We start from the raw sequence: 12,555 nt of genomic DNA on the forward strand, positions 1-12,555 counted from the left end.
AAGGAGACATCGATCCCATGATTGACCCGAAAGAAAGATCAGGCGGCTTTGCCGTTCCTGGTATCGCGATCTTGCTTGCGATGGCAGGAGGCGTCGTCGCGCTTGTCGCATTAGGTGGCCAGGACAATCCTCATGGGGGCGGCCGGGTATGGGTACCTGTGCCGCAAGATGTGCAGGTTACGGCGAAAGTCATCCCGCAGTCCCTGGTTACATCATATGCGATCAAAAAGTGAGTCAATGACGGCAGTGCGGGCCGACGAATTCAACCGGCCTTCAATGCGACGACACCTGCCGGGGCATCAGCCTTCCAAAGACGTTAGCGATAGCCGAAAGCGAGGCAGCTCGCATGCGCAACAGTCTTTGCCGGCGAAGAGCATCGACGCGGGTACCCGGTGCCTTAGCAAGCGCTGCCCGGGCATCCCTCACCGGCTCGACCAGACTGGCTGCAACTTCGGGCAAGGCGTCCACTTCCGCTTCGAGGCGTGTGAGATAGGCATTGAGCCCATCGGCCGCGGCTTGCCGCAGCCGGCGGGTCGGGGCATTTCGAAGTTTGCGCGTCGCCCATCGCAAATGTTCTTGCGCATGCCGGTGGAGCGCCTGCGGATGTTTATAGGCCCTGTGGTCGCCAAGCATATCGGCGACGAAAGCCACTTCTCCGAGTTCGCCGCAGCGCCACCAGAGCTCCATATCCTGCAGATATTGCCAGGCCGGATCCCAGCGGCCGGCCTTGAAAAAGACATCGGTGCGAATGGTCGCGCCTGGCATTGCGACCATATTGTTGAGCAGCAGCAGTTCGCGAAACGCCTCGCCGCTGTTGCTGTAGCTCCACCCGAAGCGGCGGCCGGGGATAGGTTCGCCCTCATAGGTGATTTGTCGAAAACGGCCGTGGATCAGGACGGGGTTTCGCATCGCCGCACGACCGATGGCGCGCAACGCTCCCGGCGCGAGACGGTCGTCGGCATGCAAGGTGACGAGATAATCTGCGTGCGCGCCGGCAGTATAGGCGCGATTCCAGTTATCGGTGCGCGGCACGGTGTCACCGTGCAAAGCAGGCTTGAGCCGCGGAGATGCATAGGATTCGATGATGTCCCGGCTGCCGTCCGTAGAACCGTTGTCGCAGATATGCACCTCAAAGTCCGGATAGTCCTGCGTCAGAGCGCTGTCGAGGGCCTCGGCAAGTGTTTCGGCATTGTTGAAGCACGGTATGATGATGGCGAGAGTGGGCAACTTGCGCGATGTCCCGGCTGTCATCTTGAACTCCCATTTGGTTTGCTAGGTCCCCTGATCCTCGCAAACGAGTGTCGCGCGGATCTGCGGTGAGGCGCCGCTCGTTCCTTTCGAAGCGGAACGGAGCCAATATTTTCCCCCGTCGTCAACGCTAGCCGGCAAGGGTTGCGTCTGCGATCTTGATATCGAACACATCACGCGCCGGCAGCGTCCGGACGTCGAAACCATGTGCGACGATGCCGTTCAGCATCGGGCAGACAAAAAGCATGCCGTTATGCGCAAGTCGCGCCCGGTTCTGCAGGCTATGTGCCAGAGCCAGATGAAAAACGGCGATGTTGCGGAAGGCGTAGACGCCTGCCGACGCATTGTCGGAAATAACGATCTTCTCTCTCGCCTCCAGCATACGGCCATCATCTCCAAGCCTGATATAGCTGTATTGCGGGTGGCGGGAGCCAAATGTGAGCGCCAGACCACCGAGATTGGGGTCGGCGGCAAAGATTGCAGCAATGTCTGCATCGCTGTCGAAAATAATGTCACAGAGATCGACGACGACGGGTGCATCCGCAAACGCGACGAGTGCGGCGCCGGCTGCAGCGCTCCAGGCCGCACCGCCGCTCATCTCGGACAGCCAGACGATCCGCGCGGTGGGGTAGCGGGTCAGGAGTGTTTCCCGCGCATAGCGCTGTGACGCGGGCTTGTCTCTCAGCACGAAAACAGGCGTCGCATCACCGTTCCACCACGGGCGCGATTCCAGCGTGGCGCCGAGCAGCGTCGTCTTTCCAACCGGCATTTCAGCCTTTAGCGAACAGTCAGGCAGCTCAAAATCATTCCCGGCCATGGGAATGATGATGTTCAGCGGCGCCGTCGCGGCCGGTCTGGTGCCGACGTCAGGCATAGGCAGGCTCGCGGACCTGCAGATATTCGGCTAAATCCTCGGGCGTGCCAAGCCCATGCATGTTCCTGACGTCGATCTCGTAAACGCCGATGCGGGCGCCGTTGCGGATGGCGTAATTGTAGACGGGACAGACATAGAACTCGTTGTTGGTGCGATCATTGTGCACCATCATGTCAAGCGCACCCTTCACGAAATCGCCGGCGCGGCGGAAGAAGTAGATGCCGACTGTCGCGAGTTCGGAAATCGGCTGCTTTTCGGCAACCCTGAGGACGAAACCCGCCGCATCGGTTTCGGCGAAGGACCATTTCGGATCGCGCTTCGGATCGCGGAAAACGAGGATTGATCCGTCGAGATCGCGCGCCATGCAGTCGTCGATGAAATCGACGATACGCATATCCACGACCTGATCGGAATTGGCGATAAGAAGCGGAGCCTCTTCATCAAGTTGCTGGCGCGCCAGGAGAACGGTGCAGGCCGTGCCCTCGGTCAACTGGTCGACCGAGACGATGCCGACACCCTGTGAGCGCAGGTCCGCCACTGCGTCCGCCTGGCTCTCCAGGTGTTCGCGCAGCAGCAGGACTGTCGGCTGTCCGCCCGGCGGCAGGGTGTTTTCCAGCACATGCTGGATCATCGGCCGGCCAAGGACGTCGATGAACGGTTTCGGACGCGTAAAGCCAACCTTGGCAAAGCGGCTGCCGCGACCGGCAGCAGGCACCACCAACTGTACCGGCGGGTTGGCATGTGCGGCCGATAGGCGACGCACGCCGTTCACCTCGAAATTCTCGATCATTTTCGGATTGTAGAAGCTGTGATAGCGGTCGGCTGCGATATTTTCGGAGACTACGCGGCCGCCATCGAGGATCACCTCGTTCAGTGCGGAGCTGACAAAATAGCGGCCTTCGACGGTGACGCCATGCCGCAGCGCGGCAGTCGCCGCTTTGAAGAAGATCTGCGCCTCGCGGAAATAGTAGAACCCGGCGATCGCCCTATTGCTGATCACCTCCTTCTCGGAGGTACGGTTCACGAGACCGTCGTCCCCGAGAGTGGCGTAGGACCAACGCGGATGGATCGTTTCGAAGGTGATGACACCGGCATCTGCTTTGGATGCTTCAAACTCTGCAATCACCGTCGCAAGGCGAGTGTCGATAATCTGGTCACTGTTGGCGATGACAAGCGGCTCGGCGGGATCGATCTGGTCAATCGCCATCAGGCAAGTGCAGAGGGCGCCGGCCGTCGGGCCTTTCAACATCACTATCTCAGAGCGGCCGTTGGTGCTGAGATCGAAGATCCGCTCGTAGGAATATTTGACGGCGTCCTGCTGATCGACGACGAAAAGGAAACGCGTGTCGCCGCCGAGCGACTTCATGTTCTCGATAGCCCACAGGATCATCGGCTTGCCGGCGACTTCGATGAGCGGGCGCGGATAAGCGTAGTCTTCCGGGCTGAAATGCGGGCTTGCGCCCGTGGTTGGGAACAGGACGATCATGCCATCACCTCCGACACACGCTTGATTTCCGATACGATCCGGCCGTGGATGACGTCGGCCGGCGTTCCGATCTGCATGACGTAAGCGCCGCTGTCGCGCGCGGCTTTCAGGCCATATTCATTGTCTTCGAGGATCAGGCACTCATCCGGTCTCAGGCCGAAGCGCTCCATCGTCGTCACGTACATTTCCGGGTCCGGCTTGGCGCGGGTGACGTCCTCATTGGAGACGATGAGGTCGATATATTCCATCAATCCCGCCCGCCGCATCATGGATTCGATGGTAACGCGGATCGAATTGGAGCAGACGGCAATTTTGTAGCCGTCATGTTTGAGGCGGCTCAACGCATACTGATGGGCAAAGACCGGCTTGCAGCGGGTATAGATGAGCTCCATCGTATAGTCCTGCTTCAGTTCGTGGATCAACTCGTTGAGCCCTTTCGGCAGACCATTGGAACGGGAGAGGATCTCCAGCTTGCGGCGCGTCGGCAGGCCATCGAACGTGGTCAGATGCGCCTGGCGGTCGATCGGCATCCCGAAAAGATCGAGCGCCCGATTCAGCGCCTCGTAATGCCATTCCTTGGCATCGATCAGCACGCCATCCATGTCGAACAAGACAGCTCGGATCATGCGACTTCCTCCTCAACCATCAAGGCGAAACTCTGCTCGGCCGCGTCCGGCAGATCGGTGCAGATCATCAGGCGCTCGAGCGGGAGGCCAAACTTTGCAGCCTGCCGCAGTTCGGCGGCCCAGGCGGCCCATACTGGTTCATGTGCACGTTTGTGCAGTTCCGGCGAAACCATGGCGACGCATTTGCCGCGCCTAAGGTCGTCGATCGCGCGTTCGATCGAGGCTGGTTTCTCGGTGAAGGAATCCACCCACACTCCCTCGCAGCGCTCATAAAAGGACGGGTAGATCTCAACCTCGCTGAAGCGGGTGAAAACGGGAATCTCGCTGTCGAGATAGGGCCTGAGATCTGGAACTGAGGCGTCGAAAACAAAGGAGCTTTTTGTCACCCGATACTCCTCCAGCATCGGCAGGAGGGCCGGGCAGAGACCATCCGCCTTAATGTTGATCGCCAGCCTTCCCGGCGCACCATGTGCTGCATAGCATTCAAGAACGCGCTCGAAAGGCAGCGCGCCGGTTGTGGGAGGATCGTGCGAAATAACCAGTTCGCCATTCAGATCGCGAACATCAAGTTCAACGCCGTGTCCGGCGGCGAATGCTTTGTCGAATGCCTCTAAAGTGTTCCGCTCATGGGGTGCAAGCCACCAGCCACGATGGGCGAGTATCATCACCATCAAATCCCTCCGGCCAATCGGCCAACAGATGATTGCGGTCGTCGCAAACAGCCGGATGAAAATCCATGCATCTGCCGACAAACCTTCATATGCATGATTGTAGCTTCCTATTAACTATGCAGAATTGAGTATAAGTGGTCAATATCGAATATAATCTAAAGTTGTTACTTTGGTAACACATGCAATGCGCGCGGAAGTGCCAATATATAATCCAGGTGAACTCAAAAGAACATGTGACTATGGACACATCTAGTGCTGCAGCAGCTGAACAGCCCGGCGCAAAGGAAGATCAGGGATACTCTCGCCGCGCCTCTACATCACGAGATGCACTATGGGTTTCGGGCGCCCGTCTGGTTAGCCAACTCTGCGGCATCGGGACGTTGCTGATCGCAGCCCGCGTCCTCTCGCCAGCCGAGGTCGGCGTCTTTGCTATGGTCTCCTCGATCGTGTTGCTGCAATCAAAGATTGCCGAGGCCGGATGGAGCGAATATTTGATTGCTGCACCGCACGACAAAGACCTGCCCGGTACGGTCCTTTATTGCGCCCTTGCAAGCGGACTTGCCTTCACAATTCTGGGTTTGATTGGGCTTACGGTTTCCCTCGTCTGGCTGGCACCATCCGGATCGATCTTTTCCACCCTCCTGCTGCTGATGGCGACCATCGTTCCCGGCACCTTCATCATCTGTCAGAGCGGCATATTGGTCAGGCGGCGACGTCTGCGCGAACTTGCCTTCTATCAGGCAGCTTCGGAATTTTCCGGCCTTCTCGTGACGGCCACAGGGTTATTGCTCGGCTGGGGCATTGTCGCGCTTGCGGCGGGACGTTGTTGCGTCGTGCTCGTAGCACTCCTTATGTCCACCTGCTTTGCGCGCTGGCTTCCTCGGTTCGAATTTCACCTTACCACTGCCCGCGAGGCGCTTGCCTATTCCACTCGGCTTCTGGCATCGCGCCTGATGCAGTTTGCGCAAAGTTACGGCGCGGAGTTCCTGATCGTGTTTTTTATCGGCGCGACGGAGGTTGGCCTCTATCGAATGGCAAGCCGGATCGTCGGTGCCGTCACGGAGCTGGTTTCCGAGCCTGTGCGTATGCTGGCATGGAGCTACTTCTCCCGCCAGCAGGGCGCCACCGAGGGCCTCAGCCGGCTCACCTGTTTGGTCATGGCGGCCACCGCTTTTGCCGCTCTTCCGGTCTTCATGGGGCTTGCCGTCATCTCTGTGCAGCTCGTCAGTGTGCTGCTCGGGGCGCAGTGGCTGGCAGCCGCGCCAGTCCTTATCTTGCTCGCAACGGCGCGCGGCATTGCCGTCATTCAGATGCTCAATGAGCCAGTGCTCAGCATCATCGGTCGGGTCGCCCTGCTGCCGAGGCTGAACCTGCTGTTTACGGCAACAAGCCTTGCCTGCCTTGCGATCGCCGGCTGGATCCATCCGGATCTCGTCAATATTGCCTTGGCGCAGGTCCTTGCCGCGGCAATAACGACATCCGTGTCCCTCTACTTCCTGCAGCGTGGCACCGGATTTCGTTGGCCTTCCTTGTTGCGCCGGGTTCTTCCTGCCGGGTTAGGCGCCTGCATCATGGTCGGCGCCGTCGGTTTCGCCCTCCATATGGCAGGTGGCAGCCTTCGCCTTCCATTTGTTGACCTGCTTATGGGAGTTGTGGTCGGTGGGTTTGCCTATCTCATCATTGCCTGGTCCAGCGGTCGCGCTTTGATGGCGGAACTCAACCATGTCACAGGGGCGCAGTAGGCGACATCGATGCTTAAGGCTGTTGACGCCGGAGTTTGCCGGCGGCCTCGGCCAGAGGTCTCGATTGACGGCGCGACGTAGCTATTGCCCAGCATCGAGGTTCTAAGCAGAACGCATGGCGAGCGTCGAACTTATGAGGGCTGAGCGCGTTCTCATCTTGCGATGGCCGAAAGAAAGTCGGGAGGTGTCAATGACGGATATACGGACGCGCGGGTTTAAGACGAAAGCCGATCTTGATGAATATCTTGCTGACATCGAGGCGGCCGCGGGAGCGGAAGAGACTGCGTTGCCTTCGGTCGATGACCCTGTCGAGAGGCAGGAGGCTGTTGAGCTTGCAAGAATGCAGAAAGATCTGACATTGCTGCGCAGACGCCTAGCTCTCCTCCGCGAACAGGCGAGGACTTCTGTTTTGGCACGTGCCAAGCCGGCGGATCGGAGAGCTCATCAGCTTCGAAACTATCCTTGGCTCAAGCTTGCCGGGTGCATAGCCATGGCTCTCCTGGTCGTCGGACGGTTGCGGCCGCTGCGTCATTCGGCAATGAGGGGTATATCTCTTCCCGCTTTTCGCTTTGACTGAGAGTGATCAGGCTTTCGGCCTAAACTCAGTTGAGGCGTAGCCAATAATAGCCATAAGGCTGGAACGTCAGCCGGTAGTCGGTTTCGGAAACTGGGGGAAATTCCAAACCATTGATAAGTTCGTTAGGCGTGCGGCCCTTCAGTCCAACGAGCTGCACATCGGTGGCGACGGACGCGTCCGACAGGTTGGCAGCGCAAAGCAATTTCTCCTCACCATATTCGCGGAGATAGGTGATGACAGCCGGGTTATCATTTTCGACAAAGGAGATGTTTCCTCGCCCGAAAGCCTGGTGCCTCGTCCGCAGCTGCAGGATGCGGCGAAGCCAGTTGAGGAGCGAATGCGGATCGCTTTCCTGCTCTCTGACATTGATTGCCTTAAAGCCATATTGCGGGTCGTCGATCAGTGGTAGTGCGAGCTGCTCGTCCGGCGCGGTCGAAAAGCCACCGTTTTTGTCCGGCGACCATTGCATCAACGTGCGCACGCCGTTCCTGTCCCCGAGTTCGATATTGTCACCCATTCCAAGTTCATCCCCGTAGTAGAGCACCGGACTGCCTGGCAGTGACAGGAGCAGCATGTGCAGGAGCTCAATGCGCCTGCGGTCCTTTCCCATCAACGGCGCAAGCCTGCGCCGGATGCCGAGGTTCAATCTTGCCCGCTTGTCTGCGGCATAGGTATTCCAGAGAAAATAGCGTTCCTCCTCACTGACCATCTCCAGCGACAGTTCATCGTGATTTCTCAGGAAGATCGCCCACTGGCAGCTGTTTGGGATATCGGATGTCTGATCAATGATGGTGACGATAGGCTGCTTGTCGGCTTTGGCGATAGCCGTAAAGATCCGCGGCATCAGCGGAAAGTGAAAAGCCATGTGGCATTCATCGCCCTTGCCGAAATATTGGCGCGCGTCTTCCGGCCATTGGTTGGCCTCGGCAAGAAGCACCTTGCCGGGATAGCTGCTATCCAGTGTCCTTCGAATAGATTTCAAGAGAGCATGGGTTTCCGGCAGGTTTTCGTTGCGCGTTTCGTCGCGCTCGACGAGATGCGGAACGGCATCGAGCCGAAAGCCGTCGACACCAAGATCGAGCCAAAAGCGCATGGTATTCAGCAGGGCTTCGACAACTGCCGGGTTTCGATAGTTGAGATCCGGCCGGTGGGAATAAAATCGGTGCCAGAAATAGGATTTCGCCACGGGATCCCACGTCCAGTTGGACCTTTCGGCATCGACAAAGATGATGCGCGTCTCCTTGAACTTTTTGTCGGTGTCCGACCAGACGTAGAATTCCCGCTCGGGGGAACCGGCAGGCGCTCGCCTTGCTCGCTGAAACCAAGGGTGCTGATCGGACGTGTGGTTGATAACGAGTTCGGCGATGACGCGGATCGACCGCGCGTGGGCTTCCTCGACGAACCGGCTGAAGTCATCGACTGTCCCAAATTCCGGACGGATGCCTTTATAATCGGAGATATCATATCCGTCATCTCTTCCCGGCGACGGGTAAAATGGCATCAGCCAAATGGTGTTGATGCCGAGTTGCGCGAGGTAATCCAGCTTCTGCGTCAATCCCTGGAAATCGCCGATCCCGTCGCCGTTGGCATCGAAAAAGGATTTGACGTGCAATTGATAAATGATGGCATCCTTGTGCCAGAGAGGATGCTGCAGTCCGCTATCCGACATTTAGCTTCTCGGGGTTTCCGCCGGTTCGAAAGATGCCGTGGAGTGCTGAATTGCGCATTATCAAATCCGATCTTCCACGAACTGTTCCGCGCCCTCGACCGGCTGCAGCCAGGGTTCACGCCGTTTGATCCAGAGCTCATAGGTGGGCTTTAGGCCGGTCGGCGCGTCCTGCAGCGTTCCGAGTTTGATCTCGGCCTCGTCCTCGCCGTAGGCAAAGACCCGCGAGCCGCAGGCGGGGCAGAAACGGCGGCCATGATGCTCCACAGTTTCGCCGGTGGTTTTGAAGGCGGATGTCGGCCAGATACCGTAATAGGTAAAGGCTGAGCCGCTCTCCTGGCGACAATCTGTGCAATGGCAAAGCCCGACGCGCACCGGTTCGCCCTCCACCTGATAGCGCACCTTGCCGCAATTGCAGCTCCCGTGTCGTCTGGTCATCCGGGACCTCCCTCAGTGTTTCACCCCGAAGGGCGGATGATCGTCGAAATTGCCGTTGCTCAAACTGTCGTAACGATTGAGGCTAGGCCCGCCGCCTCGCGTGCCGAAGGGCGTCAGCTGCACCATCATCTCTCGGGCGCGATCGATTGCGTCTTCTTCGCTCAACGCCGCAGCTTCCGGAAGGCGCACAGTCAGTTGCTCCCCGGCGTTGCCGAAGAAATCGACATGCCAGGTCTCCTTCCGATGTGTTACCTTTGTGTTGTTCAGATGCATTGAAACCTCCCTTGGCCCTTTCTGCTGGTTTCGCCGCTCTTATGGCTCGGAGATTCTGTGTATCAACCGATACGCTGGCGATTGGTTCCGGAGCTTACGTTCTGCATTGACCGCCGTGGTTCGATTTACCCGTATCTGCGAGGCCCGTGAGCGTTCATTGAAGGCAGTGGTAAAGAGGGCTTTAAGTAGGGATTGGCGCATCGGGATGATCGGCGCATCCATTTGCCACTCTCTGCGTTCACTGAGGATAGCGCTCTGTTTGAACTCTTGAAAGGAACGCAAATGAATTTTCCAGTCCCGACAAGCAATGATCCCACGCGTCGCTTCGGGGAAGCGACCGATGCTGCCCGCGCGGCCCTGGAGGCGCTTATTGCCGATGCCAATGCTGCGGGTTGGGGTAGGGATGAGATGGCTGTGGCGCTCGTTGAGGCAGCACAGTCTCTCAAAGACGCAAACACCAGCGACCCTGATCCCGACCACGATCCGGCAATCGGTGATGTCGATGCAAAGCAGGGACAGATTGGACGTGGTGAGCTGTTTGACTGAGCGGTGAACCAGCGGTCGCGCAAGCCAGGACAAGCAATAGGACGTGAAACCGCGTCCCCTGTGACATCGTCTTGTCAGATCCTGATTTGCAGTGAGCCGCTTCGGGCTATCTGTCTGCCGTGGCACCAGAACGGATGGATCATGTCAGTGATAGTCAGAATATCGGCGCATGGAACAAGCGGCGACCATCCTTCATTCGTGTCGAGCCCAACGAAAGCCAATCTTGTTAGGGATCTTGTGCCTGCAAGCAGATCTTCGTCATCGATGGTGATGTCCACCAGCAGCACTTCCGGCGTCCGCACGCAGCAATCGACAGCTTCCCGTGCGATTGTTGTCACCGAGGTGCTTGCGCCGATATAAAACGCCATGATCGTATTGTTGTCGAAGTCGGCAATGGCGGGAACGAGAAGATTTGCGGGCAGAGCCGTCAATGTGTCGCGTGTGCCGTCAAACCGATGCCCGGTTGCATCCTCGCCCGCAACACTGCGATTTCCAGAAAACTGATAGAAGATCTCGCGCCGTGTCAGATATTCAACCGTCCAGCAACCAGAGTTGCTTGTTGCATTCGAAGTCGCAAGCGCCTCGATCTCCGAGAAAACTTCATGAAAGGTGGTGCGAGCGTTGGCCATAGCAATTCTCCTTGAGGAGACAAAGGCGGTTGGCTGGTGAATGTTCCTCCCAAAAGAGAAAACTTCCTGCGCGAGGTTATGACGGGATGACCGGGATCGTCCGCGGCTTCGGCCGAAGCGCGAGGCGCCGTCATGAAGAGTGCCATCATATTGACGCAGTGCGCGTTAACCTTTGAGAGCGAAAGGAGACAAGCATGGCCGGACACGATAGCTATTATATCGAGATCACCACGCGTCTTCGATCGGTGCGATCCTTCTGCGAGTTCCTGTCGAGCGGCGGTACCGTCGGCGTCGCTTCGGGGGACGGCTTACGCTACGGCGATGTCACCACCGAACTGCTCGCAAGAACGCGCAAGGAGGCAGAGACTCTCGCCCGTATCCGACGCCAGCTATTTCCGGATCGTGCGGACGAAGAGGTCTCACCTGCGCTTTATACATGTCGAGTTACTGGTTCTTGCCTGCCGCATAATGCAGATCGAGCTCAATCATAACCGGCGCATGGTCGCTCGTGTGATCCCAGCTCCGCGGACCGCGTCGAACGCTGGTGGAGCGAACGTGTCCGACGAGGTCGGGGCTGAGAAGAATGTGATCAAGCCGCAGGCCGGCGTCCCGCTCGAATGAGTTTCTCCAGTATTTCCAGAACGTATAGATGCGTTCGTTGGGGTGAAGGTAACGAAGCGCGTCCGTCCAGCCTTGTTGAACCAATCTGGCATAGGCCGTTCTGACCTCGGGTCTGAACAGGGCATCATCGCGCCAGCGTTCCGGGGAATAGACATCCATGTCGGTCGGCATGACATTGAAGTCGCCGGCAAGCAGGGTCGGGACTTCGAGATCCAGGAGTTCTGCCGCATAGTGATGCAGTCGATCAAACCAACGCAGCTTATAGTCGAATTTGGGTCCGGGCGCCGGATTGCCGTTCGGCAGATAGAGGCAGCATACCAACAGTCCGTTTACGGCCGCCTCGATGTAACGACTATGGCTGTCGTCCGGATCTCCCGGCAGACCTCGGCGCGTGAGCACCGGCAGAACGTCTCTCGCAAGGATAGCCACACCATTCCAGCTTTTTTGGCCATGCCAGACGGCGCGATAGCCAGAGCGTTCGATCTCCCGCTGAGGGAACCTATCGTCGGAGGTCTTTAATTCCTGGAGGCATACGACATCTGGCGCATCTTCCTTCAGCCATCGCAGGAGTATTGGAAGGCGGCCAATGACCCCATTGATATTGTAGGTGGCTATCTTCAATCGACCTCCAGATCGCGAGCGGACCGAATAGGCGGGTGCTCGTTTGAGACTTCATTAACCATGGCTGAAAACTGGAAAACGGCTCTGTTCACCCGTCGCGTCCAGTTGAAGCAGTCCGCGCTCGGCGAGGGAATGTGCGTGGCATCGGAAAGTTCCCTTTGACCTCCGGTTGAGGTCGGCTGCCTTGCAATGCCGCCTTTCCATTCTTACTTAGCTGACATTACCCGTATCGGTTGGCAAGAGAAGCCGCGGGCGGTTTCGCCAGTGCTTTTTACAAACATCGGCCATGGTTGGTTCCGCAGATATTGCAGCCGCTGAGCGGTCGCGAAACACCATCCTTTGATCGTTCCACCAAGCCCACTTTCGACCGCTCATTCGTGCGGAACGAATGCCGAGAGCACGGCGAGCTGGCCCAACAACCACAGCCCAACACAACCACAGCAAGGAGGTGGCATGAAAGAGGCCACGCCCGTTGAGAGAAGGGATCAGTGAGATGTATTCGATGATCCAGGGACAGTCACACTTCCAGCCTTTCGG

General features: G+C 58.0%; 12 protein-coding genes and 1 pseudogene. 3 read left to right on the top strand and 10 right to left on the bottom strand.

Annotated features, from left to right (window positions below; translation table 11 throughout):
• Nucleotides 1–17 precede the first annotated feature (17 nt).
• A complete protein-coding gene (locus FHX15_RS27540; RefSeq protein ID WP_184401539.1) occupies nt 18–233 on the top strand; it encodes a hypothetical protein in 216 nt (71 codons plus the stop codon).
• A gap of 40 nt (nt 234–273) precedes the next feature.
• Here the strand turns inward: FHX15_RS27540 and FHX15_RS27545 are convergent, their stop codons facing one another.
• The 5 genes from FHX15_RS27545 to FHX15_RS27565 all read right to left on the bottom strand — a co-directional run bounded on the left by FHX15_RS27545 (nt 274) and on the right by FHX15_RS27565 (nt 4,905).
• Nucleotides 274–1,251: a glycosyltransferase gene (locus FHX15_RS27545; protein ID WP_184401525.1), complete on the bottom strand. Its 978-nt coding sequence runs from the start codon at nt 1,249–1,251 to the stop codon at nt 274–276.
• Nucleotides 1,252–1,378: 127 nt separating this feature from the next.
• Nucleotides 1,379–2,122, bottom strand: coding sequence for a hypothetical protein (locus FHX15_RS27550; RefSeq protein WP_184401526.1), 744 nt, complete (start codon nt 2,120–2,122; stop codon nt 1,379–1,381).
• Entirely contained in the window at nt 2,115–3,608 is a 1,494-nt protein-coding gene (locus FHX15_RS27555) for a glycosyltransferase family 2 protein (protein WP_184401527.1), read from the bottom strand. The genes FHX15_RS27550 and FHX15_RS27555 overlap by 8 nt, the downstream gene beginning before the upstream one ends.
• Nucleotides 3,605–4,234 (bottom strand): HAD family hydrolase, encoded by a 630-nt coding sequence (locus FHX15_RS27560; RefSeq protein ID WP_113296316.1) that lies wholly within the window; start codon nt 4,232–4,234, stop codon nt 3,605–3,607. Before FHX15_RS27560 ends, FHX15_RS27555 begins: the two co-directional genes overlap by 4 nt.
• Nucleotides 4,231–4,905 carry a hypothetical protein gene (locus FHX15_RS27565; protein WP_184401528.1) on the bottom strand — a complete coding sequence of 225 codons (675 nt, stop codon included), beginning with the start codon at nt 4,903–4,905 and terminating at the stop codon, nt 4,231–4,233. Before FHX15_RS27565 ends, FHX15_RS27560 begins: the two co-directional genes overlap by 4 nt.
• A gap of 239 nt (nt 4,906–5,144) precedes the next feature.
• Here FHX15_RS27565 and FHX15_RS27570 point away from each other — a divergent pair, with 239 nt between their 5' ends.
• Nucleotides 5,145–6,647, top strand: a complete 1,503-nt coding sequence (locus tag FHX15_RS27570) for an oligosaccharide flippase family protein (RefSeq protein WP_184401529.1) — start codon at nt 5,145–5,147, stop codon at nt 6,645–6,647.
• A 608-nt stretch (nt 6,648–7,255) separates the two neighbouring features.
• On the opposite strand, the pseudogene treS reads toward FHX15_RS27570, so the two are convergent.
• The 3 genes and pseudogenes from treS to FHX15_RS27585 all read right to left on the bottom strand — a co-directional run.
• Nucleotides 7,256–8,893 (bottom strand): annotated as a pseudogene (gene treS, locus FHX15_RS27575) (maltose alpha-D-glucosyltransferase); the annotation flags it as partial.
• A gap of 60 nt (nt 8,894–8,953) precedes the next feature.
• The gene (locus FHX15_RS27580) at nt 8,954–9,328 is read right to left on the bottom strand and encodes a GFA family protein (RefSeq protein ID WP_184401531.1); all 375 of its coding nucleotides are present in this window, start codon (nt 9,326–9,328) and stop codon (nt 8,954–8,956) included.
• A 12-nt stretch (nt 9,329–9,340) separates the two neighbouring features.
• Nucleotides 9,341–9,601, bottom strand: coding sequence for a hypothetical protein (locus FHX15_RS27585; protein WP_184401532.1), 261 nt, complete (start codon nt 9,599–9,601; stop codon nt 9,341–9,343).
• Nucleotides 9,602–9,883: 282 nt separating this feature from the next.
• Here FHX15_RS27585 and FHX15_RS27590 point away from each other — a divergent pair, with 282 nt between their 5' ends.
• Entirely contained in the window at nt 9,884–10,147 is a 264-nt protein-coding gene (locus tag FHX15_RS27590) for a hypothetical protein (protein WP_184401533.1), read from the top strand.
• 74 nt (nt 10,148–10,221) lie between these two features.
• On the opposite strand, the gene FHX15_RS27595 is transcribed toward FHX15_RS27590, so the two are convergent.
• Together FHX15_RS27595 and xth are read right to left on the bottom strand one after the other, a co-directional pair.
• Nucleotides 10,222–10,776 carry a hypothetical protein gene (locus FHX15_RS27595; RefSeq protein WP_184401534.1) on the bottom strand — a complete coding sequence of 185 codons (555 nt, stop codon included), beginning with the start codon at nt 10,774–10,776 and terminating at the stop codon, nt 10,222–10,224.
• Nucleotides 10,777–11,220: 444 nt separating this feature from the next.
• A complete protein-coding gene (gene xth / locus FHX15_RS27600) occupies nt 11,221–12,018 on the bottom strand; it encodes an exodeoxyribonuclease III (protein WP_184401535.1) in 798 nt (265 codons plus the stop codon).
• Nucleotides 12,019–12,555 lie beyond the last annotated feature (537 nt).

Origin of the sequence: Rhizobium sp. BK650, from assembly GCF_014195325.1 — a bacterium.
Lineage (GTDB): Bacteria > Pseudomonadota > Alphaproteobacteria > Rhizobiales > Rhizobiaceae > Rhizobium.